This window comes from Cellvibrio sp. pealriver, assembly GCF_001183545.1.
Taxonomy (GTDB): Bacteria; Pseudomonadota; Gammaproteobacteria; order Pseudomonadales; family Cellvibrionaceae; genus Cellvibrio.
The window spans coordinates 296,343-313,469 of the sequence record NZ_KQ236688.1 but is presented as its reverse complement, the minus strand read 5'-3'; the positions used below and the strand labels follow the sequence as shown (position 1 = coordinate 313,469).

Below are 17,127 nucleotides of genomic sequence, written 5' to 3'. Positions count from 1 at the left end.
AATAAAAAAGGTGCGAATTACTGAGAGTAATCCACGCCTTTTTTATTTTGCACAACCAAAGCAACTGCAGTTTATTTTGGATGTAAATTTTCTACTTCTGGGATCGACCAAGAGCGGAAGTCTATTTCTTTAAGAAGGGCTAACGATAAAGTCTAATCCGCAATTTCCCTTTTCGCTAAAAACAACCTACCCTGTAGACGCAATTAGTGCCTCCTCCATTCAGCTGCGCAACAAAAAAGCCAATTATTAAAAAAACAATAATCCCAATCAGTAGTTTTTTAAATCTTTCAGGCGCTTCAGAAATGCCACTCTTGAAAATATAACGAAGAGTAACGAATGACGGAACAGCAAAAACTATAACTAAAAATGCAATCGAAATTGCATCCGCTGCTTGATGCCCATATTTCTTTTCAAAAAAAACCTTAGCAAAGGCTAGAAAAAAAAGGGCAACAAATCCCCCAACGATTACAGCAGCTGAGGGGCTTTCTGGCACATCGGTACTATTGTGGAATTCATGCTTTTTAAGTAATTCGTTTTTATTTTCTTCAATCGATTTGACAGGTTCAATCTCTTTAGTTGTGCACTTTTGCTCACAATCCGATAACTGGTGGTTTGATTCGTCAGACGTTGACTTCATTTGATTGCTTAGGCGCTTAGCAATCTCGGTTTTGATATGCTTCTTGGAGGCCGCCCTAGCCTCAATAGCTTTAAGATCTTTATTCAGGTAGATGATAAGATTCGGGAGTGCTCCCGGCTTGATGAGAAAATCTCTCCATGGCTCATACCCGTTGCTATTACTTAATGTAAAAAAAGCTTTGCCGACATCAGAAACTCCTCTTGTTTTGACAGATGCCACTATCGATTCATTTTCCCATATAAGACCAGATGCAAGAGCCTCATCAAAAACAGACTGCATTCTTTCCTGAAGATGAGCTGGAATTAAATGATCATTTTCTCCTTCCAAAAAGATATATCCTTCTGTCTTTTTCTCCTGCCGATATTGTTCGACTGCTTCGAAATCAGGGAAATATGATGTCATAAGAGGCTCCTCTGAGAGGCTTCAATTTAGGCGCAATCTGGTTATATTAATTTGGAAAACATCCGCTGTGGGGGAGTTGTAGCAAACGGCCATTGGCGGAAGTAAACACTTCATGTAGGTTTGGCATGGTTGGCCAACCTGCTTATTTAACTACGATATGCTTACTCGAATTAATTAGGTGCTCAGGGCGAGGGCTATCGTCTTTGCTTATATGTATGACTCCGCGTTCCATCGAGACATTTCCAACATATCTGTCTCCAAGGCCAATCCTGCCAACCAGTTTTAATACTGGTGTTTTCTCCGTTTTAACATTGCTTTCGTGTTCATACATAAGAACACTACTTTCTTCGATCTGGAGCAATAGTATCCAATGAAATATAGCGGAACCTCCAGTTTGATCATAAGCATGAACCACATGAATGCCAGATTCTGATGTGCCGAGATATTCATAACCAAATGCGTCCAAGCCTTCTGCCTGAACTTCCACAAATACTCTCCCTTCAGTTTCCCGCACGAAGACTTTTCCAAAATATCTGTTGCTAGAATTTGAACCAGCAATATCAATCGAAGCTATCTGTCTTCCACCATCAGAAACCCAACCCACCAAATCTTTCAATAATAAAGGATTTATGAGAGGCTGATGCTGGAAGGAATAACCATAGTCCTTCCATAATCTCGCCGAGGGAGAATCACTTTGTATAACGAATTCTGGCCGCTTATGTATTCTAAATATGTAGAGAGTCATCACTGAAATTAGAATAAGTATGAAGCCGAAAATCATGCTGAAATCATCTAATTGGCTATTGTTAATATTTATTTCATGATTTTCTAAACTGAAGGAAATATTGCTAATCAGTGCAGACATTTTTGGGATTAATAATAGGCTAGCACCAGATATTAAAGTGCCATAAATAACTCGATTCTCAATTTTTGGATTGATGTAAGAATCTAAGCGCCTGAGAAATATGTCCGCTATCCGTTCTCTCATATCATATCCGTTGTAAAACAAATAACATGTTTAATGGCCAAAACCGTGATTATTCTATTGAAAAATATCAATTCAATAGAAACTAAGAATCTGCTTTAAGGGGCTGGTCGAATTTATCTTTGTATCATTTTAACTTCCGCTTTGGGCACTTTTCGCCCTTAAAATATGTTGGGATTCGCAAACTCAGCCTGCGCGACCTGCCTTAACCTACGGGCAAGACCCGATAGCCGAATCAAAAGCCAATTAAAGACCATAGCGATATTGGGCGCTAATATAAATTACAGCCTATTACGAATACCCATAAAAACCCGACGTTTGATTAGGCTTGGTTGATTAAAACGGACGTTCATATCGTTTTCATATTCCAGCGACATTTTGGCTACATTTGCGCTGCTAACCTCCCGGTGTTTCATCAAATAAACACAGCCGATTTCTTGGAGGATGGGTATATGAGCAGACAACTGAATAAAACAAGTAGCTATTTAGGGCAGGTATCGGGGTTGGCTCTGTCGGCGCTTCTGATGGGCTTTTCACTTTCCGCGCAGGCAGCAGAAGCACCCGGTGGGTTGACGATTGTTGTCAAAGATCAGATTACTAACCGGCCACTTTCAACCGTACAGATCACGCTCACGGAACGGGAAACCAATTCCACGCAAACAGTAGAAACCGATGCGCAAGGTCGCATCGTGCTTGAACAGCTCGATCCCGGTCTTTATTCAGTAAACCTCAGCAAAAATGGTTTCGCTTCAGCGTATGAGCCAAGCATTCGCGTGATTACGCGCAAAAATATTCAGGTTAAATTCGATTTACTCAGACAACAGGAGATTGAGGAATTGCTGGTTGTAGGACAGCAGGCGGATGTACTCGCATCAGCTTCCAGCTCTTTTCTCAATCGGGATGAATTGCGCAGTGCAGTTGGCGGTGGAGCAGATCCGCTCTTGTCGCTGGACGGTTTGCCCGGCTTGGCATCTACCGGCGAATTCGCCAGTTTTAGCGTTCGTGGTCGCAGCCCAAAAGATAATTTGTTATTCGTTGATGGTTTTCCGTTTGATAAAGCCGTGCACTTTGATGCAACACTGGGTGAAGACGAAGATGTGGGCGGTGGTGGCCGTTTCTCGATTTTCGCACCCAACGTTATCAGTGGTGCAGAGTTCTCGCCCGGTGGATGGGGGCCAGCTTATGGCGGGCGCACTGCATCGCTACTCAAACTGGAAGTCGCCGGTGGCAACCCGAGCCCTTCTGCAAGCCTGCCCCTTGACCTTGCGGGGTATGAAGTGGGTTACGACGGCCCGGCTGGTATCACTGAAGATTCAACGTTGCTCGTTTCTGCACGAAAGCTGGACTTCGGCGCTTTTTTTGAAACGATTGAAGAGCTGGATATTGGCGAGCCGCTGCTGCGCGATGTGATCGTAAAATCGGTGATACCAATTAATGAAGACCACACCCTCGAAACACTTATTATCGATACTTACGAAGACTACACGCGTGGCGTTACACACGTTTTTGCATCGCCTGATTTTCAGGATGCTTCGCTGCAAGATTTTACACAAAACAGTGATTTGTACGGTCTGACATTGCGCTCACTGGTCGGTGAAAAAGGCGTTTGGACTAATAAGGTTTACTACCGCAAAAGCGACAAGATCAGTTCAGAGGGTGAGGCATTTCCTGACCTCGTACCACCGGGATCACCGGCATCCAGTTTTCCGGTGCGGGAAGACATTATTACCGTCGGTGAAAATGAAACGGAGATCGGCTGGCGAAGTGACTTCGAAACCTTGAATCGATGGGGCGTATTCAGTACCGGCATTCAGGCAACGCAAATTGATCTGGACTACAACACCGCATTGAATGGCGACTGGAATCGCTTTGTCTATGATCAGAATGCCTCCAGACCCGACGATCAACGTTATATTGTGCTGACGCCTGCCAACATCGACTCATCACTGCGCCAGAAAGAAACAAGCTATGCGGGTTACGTCAATCAGGTCTTTAAGCGCGGCGATTGGGATTTTGGTACAGGGCTTCGCTTTGAACAGGATGGCTTTGCCGACGAAAGCGTCGCGTCACCCAGATTCAGCATCGATTGGCGGCCGGATAATGCAATTCGCTATTTTGCAACCTCAGGGCTTTTTCATCAGTCGCCGCGCTATTTACAACTTGCTGCGAATAAATTGAACAACCTCAAGACCGAACAAATCACGCACGGCAGCATCGGCTTTGAGTACTTTCCCTTCGACCGCTGGTCTTTGTTGACGGAAGCCTACTATCAAAAGCTCGACGATTTGGTGATAAGCCTTGATCGAACCAAAGGAACTTTTGCCAACAAAGGTGACGGCACATCTTACGGTGTCGATGTGGTACTCAAAGGTACAATTCGCGACGGTGTTTACGCGACCGCAACTTACTCTTACAACGATGTTGTCATCGATAAAAAAGATGGTCGCGGTGAAGTCGTTGCTGATTTCAATCGCGAGCATGTCGCCACCCTCGGATTAACATGGGAAATCAGCGATCACTGGAAGATCGCCGGGCGCTACAAATATCTTTCGGGCAGACCAGACGAAACCTATATTATTCACGCCGATGTATTGGGCGCAGGGCAACCAATGCGCTACTCAAAAGAAATCCTTGAGCAGAATGTGGGCCGCAAAGATAGTTATGGTTTGTTGAATGTTCGTGTTGACTATCAACGCGCATTTGGCCCAATCGATCTCACGGCTTTTCTCGATGTCATCAACGCAACAGCAGCATCGTCAACTGACGATAGCGAGTTTGATTATCGCCGAGGCGTTGTGGTGAAAGACGAAAACGAAGCCGAACCACTGCTTGGACTACGACTGGATTATGCATGGTAAGTGGCTGGACTACGCATGGTAAGTGGTTGGTAAATAGCGGCTGGCAAATCGTGCCGGTCAGGATGGTAACCGATGATAAACACGCTGGGTGCAACACCGATCAGAGCCTTGATTGTGGAAGATAACCGCGACATTTGTGAAAACATTGCCGCCTATCTCGAACGGCATAGCTATATTCTGGACTTTGCCTATGACGGTATCAGTGCTATGCACCTGGCGTTGACCAATCGGTTCGACATTATCGTTTTAGACCTGATGCTTCCAGGGATGGATGGCCTGCGTTTTTGTCAAAAGTTGCGAACTGAAGCGGGAATTGAAACGCCTGTGCTGATGCTAACGGCGCGCGACACACTTGACGATAAACTCAAAGGCTTCGAGGCAGGAGCCGATGATTATTTGGTTAAGCCATTCGCGTTACAAGAGTTACATGCACGCCTGCAGGCGTTGTACAAACGTGGCCATCGAAAAACCGATAGCGTGTTAAGAGTGGGTGATCTCACGATGAACAAATCAACACTGCAAGTGCATCGCGCGGGCCGGCATGTTGACCTCAGCCCTGCATGTATGAAACTGCTGCAACGACTTATGGAAGCGGCACCTTCGGTGGTATCTCGCGAAGAACTTGAAACCCTGTTGTGGGCTGACGAACCCCCTGATAGCGATGCGCTTCGCTCGCATTTATACAAACTGCGACAGGCGATTGATAGACCGTTTGATAATCCGCTTATTCATACGGTTCATCGCATTGGCTATCGAATTGCGGAGAATAATATTACAGAGGCGAGCCAGTAATGTACCGCCTCAGTTTGCGCAAGCGTATTGCCATCGCATTTGCACTTTGTGTCGCTGTGCTAAGCGTTGCCTGGGGATTCGCCTTTTTTGCGGCGATGAGATTGACCGAAGACCATGTGCTGCAAAAACAGTTGCAGCGCGCCGCTGAAAACTATCCCGCACTGACAACAAATCTTCGCGCCTACAATGACGCTGGTAACTTGCCAGCATCTCTCAAGGAGTGGGCTCAGACAAACCCCGATGAGGGAGTGTACGAATTTGCCACCGAAGAATTACATGTCGCCGTAATCGCAACCAACAACCCGCAAGGACGCGCCTATATCGTTTTCGATGTTGCCGGAATTGAGGATGCATCATCCGAGGATTGGTGGTGGCTGCTCGTTATTACTAGCGTTGTGGGTACTCTCGGTATTGTTGGTTTTGGGTTGGGGCTTATTGTGATGCGTAGATCTATCGCCCCTGTCGCACAACTCGCTAAAGTGGTCGCGGACATCGACCTGGAAAATCTCTCCGCCGGAGATCACAAACGCATAGAGTCCAGCCAGTTCGGTGATGATGAAATTGGCTTGCTCGCACAAACCATCGAAAAAACGCTTGAACGTATCGGCGAATTTGTTGCGCGGGAGCGATATTTCACGGCGTCCGCCAGTCATGAGTTGCGCACGCCGATCACGGTGATAACAGGCGCACTTGAATTGCTGGAGCAAAGCGATTTGTCAGCCGCTGATGAGAAAGTAATTAATCGTGTAAGACGTGCGACGCTCGATATGAAAACAACCATTGAAATGTTCTTGTGCCTCGCGCGTGAAACAGACGATGGACTGTACGACGAGAAATTTTTAGTGGAGCCGTTAGTGAGTCAGGCGATCGATCAGCAACGCCACTTACTGAGCGGCAAGTCCGTCGATGTTGAAATTGAGCACCGCGCAACACCCAGCATCTGCGGACATCCACAGGCTTTTGCTATCGCGGTCAATAATCTCGTCAGAAATGCGTTCGAGCACACTCTCGCCGGGCAAGGACCAATCAAGATTCTCATCAAAGAGCAGGAGCTATTAATTACAAATCAAGTGAGCGCTTTAGTCATCAACCAAGCGGGCGCTGAGGAGCGACACATGTCAATCGAGGCGTTGTCTCACGCCTCTTCTCAAGGCTACGGTCTGGGCCTGGGTATCGTTCAACGACTGTGTGAGCGCAACGGCTGGTCTTTTTCATTCCATGCTGATGCGGCACATGTAGCAGCACGTATTTTATGGTGAGTGAGGCAATTACCCGTTACTGCGTCTGCGAAAGCACTTTTTCTACATCGACTCCGAACACCATTACGCCTGTAGACTCAAACTCTTTTTCGCTTTGTAAAGGTACGCTGATGTGAAGTTGAAAACGTTTAGTGGATTCATCGTAACTGATTGCACCAAAGTGCAAGGTATTAGCAGGCTTGCCAAACACTTTAGTGAACTTTTCTTCATCGCCTTGCCAGTAGTCTGATGTCATATCACTGATGGCAACATTAATACCGCGTTCATCTGTCACTATAATTTCAGTGATCACATCCTGTGATTGCTTTTTAATTTCGCGCAATTGCGCCGACAATTCCTGATCAACCAAATCCAATGAATAGGAAAAATCGTCCTGCAAAAAAGCGTTTGTCCATTTTTTATCGCGCTCAAGAATATCGCGCTTGCTCAAAGAGCGATTTTTTGCATTGTGCTTTTTGAGCGCAGACTCCAATTTTGGTAAGCGTTTCCAGCGTTCAATTTTACGGAAAAGCAATTCTCTTATGAGTTGCTGCTCATAGTCTGTTACGGCAAACTGAGCTGTCGCACAACCGGTTATGTGCTGATTAAATCGCGGCAGAAAATCCGGATTTTGATCGAGAAACTGTTCATTGAAGTAAACCCCCAAAGGCACATAGCGAAAAAAACGGGATTGGAAATGATTAGGATCTACTTTTAATTCCTTGGCGGCATGTAAAAAATTTTCCCGGTCCGCCAATATCACATCGATGCGTTTGCCCTGTAATAACCTGATCAGCTGCGGCAAATTATTTGCGCTCATATCCACAGGGTAACCCGCCTCTGCCAACCAGGTTTCTTGTTGGCTCCCCAAAATTGACCCAAGCTTATAACCCTCACGCCAGGATTCAGGAGCAATAGTGTCTGCGCGCCAGAACCAATACCAATTTTCCAGCACCATAGGAGCAGACAAGACAGCGTAGGGGTCGATTTGGCGCATGGGGATGGCGGTAAAAAAACCGTCGATGCGATTACTTTTGACATCCTGATAGGCGCGCCGCCAAGGAATCACTTGCACACTGTAATCGCGTGCCATTTGCTTGAAGATACACTGCAGATGAGGCAGTAGCGTTTGCTCGCTGCCCACGGGTAAATCCGACGTAAACGATGAGGAAATATTAGTGGCAAGATTTACCACATGGGTCTTATGGGGCTGCTCGCTATCTGCTTGGGCTGCTGAATCCACGGCGAGAATAGCGGATAACAGTGTTAATAAAATTCGTCGCATAACAGCGCTCCTTAACGCTAACCAATAAGCCCTACACCCAACTCCATAAAAGTATAATCGTTAAAATTTTCCCTGCCGGGCTTTACATAAGTGCGTTATTTATATAGGTACGTTATTTACCTGTGTATGTCATTTACATAAACACATCGGATGAATGTCCGGCGACTAAATCCGCTAAAAAATCGGGCCGCAAAGCCTGCTCTACACCTGTAGCGAGCCGCTCGATAGACTCTTCACGCAAGGTATCGATTGATAGCTGAATAGACTGTCCATTGTCTGTAGGTAATCCTGCCCACTCCAGCAATTGGGCCAAAGCTTCCGGCTGATCAAAAATACCATGCACATAAGTCCCCAGGATTTGCCCGTCATCACTGATTGCGCCCTCTGCCACCAGATTGTCACCCTGATACAAATATGCCGCAGGTTGCTGCAAGGCCGCACCACGGCTGACACCACAATGAATTTCATAACCAACAATTGCAGTGTGTTTATTCCACAGATAACCCCGACATTGCTGCAGTTGTTTATGGGATTCTAACTGTGTTGTCATTGCAAAATAATTCAACCCCGTTGAACTTCCCGGTGCAGACTCAATACCCAAGGGGTCATGGATATACGATCCCAGCATTTGGAACCCACCGCATATTCCTATTAGTTTTCCACCATAGCGTAAATGGGTTTTTATTTGGGGCTCCCATGATTGGTCACGCAAAAACTGTAAATCCGCACGCACGTTTTTACTACCGGGAATAATCAGCAAATCACAGGGAGGAATTTTTTGCTTTGGCCCCACCCAGGAAAAATCGATTTGCGGATGCAAACGCAAACTGTCAAAGTCTGTGTGATTGGAAATGCGAGGCAACGCCAATACTGCAACACGTAACATTGCATCCGGTTTACGCGCGTGTTGCGTAAGCGCATCTTCAGCATCCAAATACAAACCGTGAAAATAAGGGATTACACCCAGCACCGGTTTTCCGGTTTTTTGCTCCAACCAATCAAGGCCGGATTGCAACAACCCCATATCGCCACGGAAACGATTAATCACAAAACCGACAACACGGGCACGCTCTGATTCACTCAATAATTCAAGCGTGCCAACCAAATGCGCGAACACACCGCCACGGTCAATGTCGGCAATTAAAATAACCGGGCAATCTACCGCTTCCGCAAAACCCATATTGGCAATATCGCGCTCACGCAAATTAATTTCTGCCGGGCTACCTGCACCTTCCACCACAATGACATCGTACTGCGCTTGCAGCCGTTGATAGGAATCCACTACAAATTCCATCGCACGGGTTTTGTAATCATGGTAAACCGCTGCATCCATATCCGTAATGGCTTTTCCCTGCACAATTATCTGTGCTTTGGTGTCGCTGGTCGGTTTAATCAGGATAGGATTCATATCCGTATGCGGTTGCAAGCCTGCAGCCTGCGCTTGCAATGCTTGTGCACGGCCGATCTCGCCACCATCGACAGTAACAGCAGAATTGAGAGCCATATTTTGTGGCTTGAAGGGAACGACAGAAACACCGCGCTTTTTTAAGATGCGGCAGAGCGCAGCGACCAATGTGGTTTTACCGGCATCAGACGTGGTGCCCTGCACCATTATGGTTGTAGCGCCTTGCACCATTAGGGTTTTGGATTTTTTAGGCATGTTGCAACATTACCACTCAATACCCTTTTGTGCTTTCACACCGGCATTAAAAGCATGCTTGACTGATTTAACTTCACTGAAGGTATCCGCTAAATCTTCCAGATATTTTTTAGCGCCACGACCGGTGATAATCACGTTTTGGTTGCGCGGGCGATTCTGTATTGCGTCGATCACTTTATCTTTGTCGAGATATTTAAAGTTCAACATATAGGTCAATTCATCCAACAACACCAAATGGATGTCCGGATCGCGAAATACATGCTCGCACTCTGCCCATACTTTTTCAGCAGCTGCTTTATCTTGCTCGGCATTTTGGGTTTCCCAGGTAAAACCTGTACCCATCACAAAATACTCAAGCTTGGGCGAATCACCGCGAAAAATACTTTCCGTTAAAAAGTTTTTTTCACCGCACTCCCAGGTGCCTTTAATAAATTGCACGATAGCGACTTTGTAGCCATGGCCAAGGCAGCGCAGTGCAGTGCCAAAACCCGATGAGCTTTTACCTTTGCCATCGCCAGTCAGTACGATGACAACGCCGCGCTCTTCGTCGGCGCGCGCAATTGCGGCATCAACAATTTCTTTGCGTTGTTGCATGCGTTCTTTATGACGCTGGGCTTTATCACTATTGTCATTCGCATCATGGGTCATGGAAACCTCCATTAATCAAAAAAGAAAAATGCCTTCAAGCAGCACTTGAAGGCATCACGTTAACAAGTAAACAGGTTAATTGCCATTAGAAGCGATAGCTAATACTTGCCTCATAGTTACGCTCTGGCTGGGGATATTGACCCCATACGGAATGCAAACCCGCATAGAGTTCATTGGTAATATTATTGATACGGGCACCGAACTCCCATTGGTCATATTGATAATTAACGGCCGTATTGAACACCACTAATGCGTCTAAACGCGGCGCGCTGTTAGCTTCATCATTTGCCCTGTAGCGCGAACCGGTATAAATACTTTCCAAGGTGAGGTTTAACGAATCAATCGGTGTAAATACCACTGCTGCACTACCGCTATGCTCCGCAACAAACGGCACTTCTTTACCATCAAAAAGACCATCAACGACTTCTGCATCGGTAAAAGTGTAGTTGAAACGCAAAAACAACTCTTTGCTGATTGCAGAGTTTACATCCAGCATAAAACCTTTACGTTCTGAATCCGGTAAATTGATATTCGCACCATTGTAAAATTTATTGTTTGCAACTGTGCTGTCGTAAACAATTTCATCATTCAAGGTCATGCTGTAAAGCGAGTAGCTGACACTGGCAGCAGCAGACTGCCACTGGGTACCTATTTCAAATGATTCACCGGTTTGCGGCTGCAAAAAAACAACATCTTTCGCTACCAAACCATTTTCGTCTGCGTTGGCAAAACGGAAGCTTTCCGAGAAGCGGCCAAATGCCCGCCAGGAATCCGTCAATTGATAGTTCAAACCAAACTCACTTGCGGTCAAATCATCTTCTTGTTTCAAGACTTCAACCGCACCTTGATTTTCATCTTGCACTTCAGACTGACGCGCGCCCAAAGTCGCTGTCAACTTTGGCAACAATGGATAAACCAATTGCGCGTAATAACTATGTTGTTGCTGGCTGGAGTTGACGGGAGCCCATAGATTATTGCTTTCATATTCGCTATCCAGGTGGTCATACCCCAGGGTTGCGATCGCGGTGCCATTCGCTGTTGCATATTCACCGATCAAGCGTGGTGTAAAACTTTTAACGCGCACAGAATATTCTGTGGGTGCCGGAGTATCGCCGCCCCAATAATCATCGTAAAAATAAATACCTTCTTCATTGCGATCAGAATATTCCGCTTGTAACTGCCAGTGCTCTGAAAAATCAACGCCTCCGCCAACGCGCCAATTATCAGTGTCTTGATTGCTGTAATCATTAGGCGAATCCGTGTGGCGGCGATCAACAGCGGCTTGCCCGTCGCTGATGGTGCCAGGCAAGCGCAACTTATCTTTTACTTGCTGTCCATCGAGAAAAATAAAACCGTATTTCGCATCGTAGCGAACACTCGCCATTACATTTTCGTAGGCAGACTGGTTGTTGTCGCGATAATTATCGGCATTACGTTTTTGTGCAGACAGGTTATAGCTAACACCATTTTCAAAACCCTGACCAACGCGCGCGCTGTAATCTTCCAGATTATCCGAACCGGTTGCGGCGCTGAGTACCCCATCGGTTTCACCGGCTGCAGCACGTTTGGTAATGATGTTGATAACACCACCAACCGCTTGATCGCCATACAGCACACCGGCACTGCCCTGCACAATTTCAATTCGCTCAATATCTTTCAACGCAACCGTATTTAACGCAGGCGCAGCAAGCGATGGATTATTTAATTTACGGCCATCTACCAACACCAGCACATTATTGGCACCCGACAAGCCGCGCATGGATACAGTTACATTACGCGCACCGCTGCCATCGGAATCGGTTAATTGAATACCCGCTTGGGTGCGCAGCACTTCCGATAACAACTTCGCACCACTGATACGAATTTCTTCGTCGGTAATGATCTTGATTTGTGTTGCCACCGGCATTTGCGCCGTTTCACTGCGCGTTGCGCTGACGTAAACCGTTTCCAGTTTTTTAGTGCTGGTTTTATCGTCGGCTTTTTTGTCTGCTGCAAATACCGGCGCAGAACTTACAGCAACAATAGCAGCGCCCGCATGCATGAGTGTGAACAGAGTAGTTTTAGAAAACATGAGATTCCTCAATCCTGAATTAGGGATGAGGGAGGGAAAGCGGAAAAAGATGCAACGGGCATAGCCCGTAAAAATACACAGATTTCCACCGATGTAGCCCTCCGCGACATCGTGAACAATTAAGAGCATGGCTCTGTTATTGAGGCTGGTATCGGACTCATCGATGCAGATACACAACATCGATTTACCGTTGCGGGGGCAGCGCCGGGATTGCTTGTCTTTATTCATCATGCAACGAATAGACACGCGCACCGGCTTCCCATTGACTCTGATCCTGGCTACATCCGTTCAAAGAATGATCACCCATCAGACACCTCGGCGCGCAAGGTACGGGGTTAGACAAAGTGAGTCAAGCGCCAATTCATCCCAACCATAAGCCCGCTGACATCGCTATTGCGCATAGGATTTCCGCCTCATCCTCGCCCTGATTCACCATCAAAAGACGGGCTGCTCCTTTAAAAACGGTTCCTCTGAAAGACTCATTGCTTTTTTGAAAGATTGGCTGCTCATCCAAAAGACGGGTTGTTCGCCAAATTGTTATAATATAACATTACCAAAATTACGCTGCCGTCCGGCGCAACCTTTTCGATTTAGCAGTTTGATACGGAGTGAATAGATGAAAAAGTCGTTGTTATTTATGGCGATAGTTGCCGCCAGCCAATCCGCTCTGGCACAAGTACAAGGCGTGGTGCGCGATGACATGGGGCAGCCAATCGCCCAGGCAACACTCGAAGTCGTCGGTGCCAACCTGCGCATCAAAGCCAATGACAAAGGTGAATTCACGGTTCCCGCCCAACCCGGCAAGGAAGTTGAACTGCATGTAAAAGCACCATCGTTTATGCACAAAACCTTTCATGTCACCCAAGGTTCGCAACAAACCGAATTGGTGCTGGGCAACACCGCAATAGAAGTGGTGAACGTAATTGGCCTGCCCTGGCATGCATCCAATATGGAATCTGCCCAACCGGTTAACGTGTTGAGTGGTGAGCGGTTGCGTGAACGGCAAGCGGCGACACTTGGCGAAACACTCAAAAACGAAGTCGGCGTGCACTCCAGCTATTACGGCCCTGTGGCAAGCAGCCCAATCATCCGCGGCCTTGAAGGTCCACGTGTACTCATCACCCAAAACGGTTTGGATGCAGGTGATGCGTCGCGCGTTGGCCCAGACCATGCGGTGGCGACAGAAGCCTCTACCGCACGGCAGATTGAAATCCTGCGCGGCCCCGCCACTCTGTTTTATGGCAGCGGCGCTATTGGCGGTGTGGTGAATATTGTCGATGACCGCGTACCGCAAGGAACCGATACCTACGGCGAATGGCGGCTTGAACGCGATTCCGTTGCCAATGACAAGCTGGTATCCGCGAGCGGCAACTCAGGTATAGGGAGTGTTGGCGTGCACCTCGATGGTTTTTGGCGTAAAGCGGACGATTACAAAATTCCCGGCGCTGCAGAAATCGAAACCCATGAAGAACACGAAGAAGAAAATCACGCAGAGCACAATGAAGATCGTTTAGCCAACTCATCAACGGAAGCAAAGGGTTTTAACCTCGGCACCAGCTACATTATGGATGAGGGTTTTGTCGGTATTTCCTACGGGCATCTTGAACGCCAATACGGCATTCCCGGTCACAATCACGGCGATGAAGAACTGGATGTCTATGCCGACCTTAAACAAGACCGCCTGCAATTGCTGAGCGAACTTTCACTCGATCACGATTGGTTTAGCGCCGTGAATTCCCGCTTTGGTTTTACTGACTACGAGCACAGTGAAATCGAAAATGGCGAAGTGGGCACAACATTTAAAAATGAAAGTCAGGAAGCGCGCCTTGATTTATTCCATCACCCAATTGCAGATTGGCGCGGTGCATTAAGTTTTCATTTTAAAAATACCGATTTTGAAGCTATTGGTGCAGAAGCGTTTACGCCACCCAGTTCAACCCACAGTCTGGCGATTGCATTAATGGAAGAACGCCACTTTGGCGATGTTCTCGTGCAATTGGGCGCACGTATCGAGCAAGTGAAAATCAGCGCGGATAATTTTCAAGTAGATTTAAACGCGCATGATCACGAAGAGCATGACGATCACGCGCAAGAATATCTGCGTGTATTTTCTATCGATCACGAATCAACCCCATTCAGTGCATCCGCCGGATTGGTGTGGGATTTCACTCCCGGTTATAACATCGGTCTCTCTTACACTCATGCCGAAAGAACACCTTCTGCTGCAGAGTTATTGTCATTTGGCCCGCACATAGGTTCAGGCTTATACGAGGTTGGCGCATTGCTGACGCTAGTAGAAGATGAAGATGGCGAGTTCCATTTTGATCTGGCCCGCAGCGAAGTGAAACCCGAAACATCCAACAATATTGATCTGTCATTAAGAAAATTTGAGGGCGATGTCGGCTTTATCCTTAACGCGTTTTACAACCGTATTGATGATTATTATTACCTAGCTAACACCGGTATGACACGCGAAAGTGAACACGCGCATGATCACGCAGAAGAAGCAGGCGAAGATGATCACGATCATGCAAGTGAATTGCCCGTTTTTATTTATCAAGCACAAGATGCAGAACTGTATGGCTTTGAAGGTGAAGTAATTTGGCAGTTCACGTCCGCCGTAAAACTGAGCCTCACCAGTGACTACATTCGCGCAACACTTAAAGATTCGTTAGAAGGCAATAGCGATTTGCCGCGTATTCCCCCTTTGCGCGTTGGTGCCAGAGCCGAATACGAGCTGGGCAAATGGCGCGCAGAAATCAGCGGCCAACATTATTTTGAACAAAACAATATTGCTGCACTGGAAACCACATCCGATGCGTACACATTGGTTGACACACAAATCAGTTACGCCATCAGCGACAACCTGAAGATCTATGTCAAAGGCAACAATCTGACAGACGAGTATGCGCGCGTACATGCATCCTTCCTGAAAGACAAAGCGCCTTTACCGGCACGCAGTTATGCACTGGGCATCAGCGGCAATTTCTAATATTTATCAATCAAAGGTAATGATGATGTTTAAAAAATTATTAACAGCTCCGGCAAATATTTCGCCATGGTTACTGGCTCTGACACTCCCTGTTGTATTAACCGCGTGTGGCGGCGGCGATACCAAGATTGTCGAACGCGATCCAATTCCTATTGAAGACGATCATGACCATGACGATGATCACGACCACGATCACGACGAAGAACTGAGCCTGGGGCGCTTACTGATCTCCATAAAAGATCAGGCAAAAGTCAGCGTTGTCGATATCAATGAAAAAACTGTTTTACATGAAGTGACTGTGAGTGAAGCCCCTGCGGCACTCTACGCTAGCCCGAATAACCGTTATGGTTTTGTCGTGCAACGCACCGCTGACCGTGTGGATGTAATTGATAGCGGTCTATGGCAAGAAGATCACGGCGATCACCTGCATGATTATGAACAAGCACCCGTGCAAATGCAGTTCAGCACCAACAAATCACGCCCGACCCATTTCACCGGTACTGATAAACAATCCGTGATTTTTTTTGACGGCAATGCTGCAACCACAACACCCGCGAGCGTCGGCGTATTTACCGAAGCAGATATCGCCAACAATACAGCGGGCACACTGCTGGAATACACTACCCATATGCACGGTGCAGCACAGGGGCGTGGCGATTATTTGATTTCTACCCTGCGCGATCCAGCCACCACCAGCACACTGCCCGACCGTGTGGCGGTTTATCGTGCACATAATGGTTACTTTACTGATGAAAGTATCTTCAGCGAAACCTGCCCAGGCTTGCACGGCAGTGCACAAAATGAAACCCAAATCACCTTTGGCTGTACCGATGGCGTGTTGGTAATCACCCAAACCGGTGAAACATTCGCAGCACATAAAATTGCCAACCCCGCCAGTTTCACCGGCACTACCCGTATCGGTACGCTGCTAGGCGATCACGCTGCAGACGAGTTTGTTGGCATTGCAGCGGGGCAATTTTTTGCGGTCAATACCAGCACCAATATGATTACCGCGATTAACTGGACTGATGCGAGTGTGACACCAGCCGCTACTGCGCTTGCCTATGATTTTGCGGGCGACGGCGAGTTGTTTGTAATTCTGGACAACCAAGGCAAGTTGACTATTTTGAATGCTGACGATTGGAGTGTAATAGGCCAGGTGCAAACCATCACCAGCAACCTTGCCGCCTTACCCGCTGGCAGTAAATTTGAATTGGCATTAACACCTGGTCATCTCGCTTATGTGAGCGACCCCATCGCCAACCAAATTAAACAAATTGATTTGGATGAAGCAAAGGTTATCGATACGATTCAATTGGATTTTGTGCCAAATAAAATCACTTGGTTAGGTGTTGCAGAGCCTGCAGGCGATCACGATCACTAACATTCAAACCATTATGAGCGTTTGATATTAACGGCAGTAAAGCTTATCGGAGCGATACTGCCGTTACCAAAACAGACTCCGTCATCAAAACAATACAGTCGAGTGGATTTCATAAAACAAAAAACTTTGCATATGCAGCACGGTCTATAGAATAAATTGGTCGAGCCAAAACACA

The 17,127-nt window shown here is 46.9% G+C and carries 11 protein-coding genes and 1 riboswitch; of the genes, 5 read left to right on the top strand and 6 right to left on the bottom strand.

The window, feature by feature from the left end; translation table 11 throughout:
• Positions 1 to 175: 175 nt before the first annotated feature.
• Positions 176 to 1,039, bottom strand: a complete 864-nt coding sequence (locus tag VC28_RS01315; protein ID WP_049629081.1) for a hypothetical protein — start codon at positions 1,037 to 1,039, stop codon at positions 176 to 178.
• Positions 1,040 to 1,181: 142 nt separating this feature from the next.
• On the bottom strand, positions 1,182 to 2,027 hold the full coding sequence (locus VC28_RS01310) for a hypothetical protein (protein ID WP_049629080.1): 846 nt from the start codon (positions 2,025 to 2,027) through the stop codon (positions 1,182 to 1,184).
• 449 nt (positions 2,028 to 2,476) lie between these two features.
• On the opposite strand from VC28_RS01310, the gene VC28_RS01305 reads away from it, so the two are divergent.
• The 3 genes from VC28_RS01305 (at position 2,477) to VC28_RS01295 (ending at position 6,933) form a co-directional block, all read left to right on the top strand.
• Complete coding sequence (locus VC28_RS01305) at positions 2,477 to 4,882, top strand: TonB-dependent receptor (RefSeq protein ID WP_049629079.1); 2,406 nt, start codon at positions 2,477 to 2,479, stop codon at positions 4,880 to 4,882.
• Between the two features lie 99 nt (positions 4,883 to 4,981).
• Positions 4,982 to 5,674, top strand: a complete 693-nt coding sequence (locus tag VC28_RS01300) for a response regulator transcription factor (protein ID WP_049632073.1) — start codon at positions 4,982 to 4,984, stop codon at positions 5,672 to 5,674.
• The gene (locus VC28_RS01295) at positions 5,674 to 6,933 is read left to right on the top strand and encodes a sensor histidine kinase (protein ID WP_049629078.1); all 1,260 of its coding nucleotides are present in this window, start codon (positions 5,674 to 5,676) and stop codon (positions 6,931 to 6,933) included. The genes VC28_RS01300 and VC28_RS01295 overlap by 1 nt, the downstream gene beginning before the upstream one ends.
• Before the next feature lie 16 nt (positions 6,934 to 6,949).
• Here VC28_RS01295 and VC28_RS01290 read toward each other — a convergent pair whose 3' ends face one another.
• The 4 genes from VC28_RS01290 to VC28_RS01275 form a co-directional block, all read right to left on the bottom strand.
• Positions 6,950 to 8,197 (bottom strand): substrate-binding periplasmic protein, encoded by a 1,248-nt coding sequence (locus VC28_RS01290; protein WP_049629077.1) that lies wholly within the window; start codon positions 8,195 to 8,197, stop codon positions 6,950 to 6,952.
• Positions 8,198 to 8,330: 133 nt separating this feature from the next.
• Positions 8,331 to 9,857 carry a cobyric acid synthase gene (locus tag VC28_RS01285; protein WP_231591609.1) on the bottom strand — a complete coding sequence of 509 codons (1,527 nt, stop codon included), beginning with the start codon at positions 9,855 to 9,857 and terminating at the stop codon, positions 8,331 to 8,333.
• Between the two features lie 9 nt (positions 9,858 to 9,866).
• The gene (gene cobO, locus VC28_RS01280) at positions 9,867 to 10,505 is read right to left on the bottom strand and encodes a cob(I)yrinic acid a,c-diamide adenosyltransferase (RefSeq protein WP_049629076.1); all 639 of its coding nucleotides are present in this window, start codon (positions 10,503 to 10,505) and stop codon (positions 9,867 to 9,869) included.
• An 85-nt stretch (positions 10,506 to 10,590) separates the two neighbouring features.
• A complete protein-coding gene (locus tag VC28_RS01275) occupies positions 10,591 to 12,576 on the bottom strand; it encodes a TonB-dependent receptor (protein WP_049629075.1) in 1,986 nt (661 codons plus the stop codon).
• A 125-nt stretch (positions 12,577 to 12,701) separates the two neighbouring features.
• Positions 12,702 to 12,874, bottom strand: a riboswitch (cobalamin riboswitch).
• Between the two features lie 318 nt (positions 12,875 to 13,192).
• Between VC28_RS01275 and VC28_RS01270 the strand changes: the two genes are divergently transcribed.
• Both VC28_RS01270 and VC28_RS01265 read left to right on the top strand, forming a co-directional pair.
• Positions 13,193 to 15,568, top strand: coding sequence for a TonB-dependent receptor (locus VC28_RS01270; RefSeq protein WP_049629074.1), 2,376 nt, complete (start codon positions 13,193 to 13,195; stop codon positions 15,566 to 15,568).
• The gene (locus tag VC28_RS01265) at positions 15,540 to 16,952 is read left to right on the top strand and encodes a 5-methyltetrahydrofolate--homocysteine methyltransferase (protein ID WP_197085469.1); all 1,413 of its coding nucleotides are present in this window, start codon (positions 15,540 to 15,542) and stop codon (positions 16,950 to 16,952) included. Before VC28_RS01270 ends, VC28_RS01265 begins: the two co-directional genes overlap by 29 nt.
• The last annotated feature ends 175 nt before the right edge of the window (positions 16,953 to 17,127 follow it).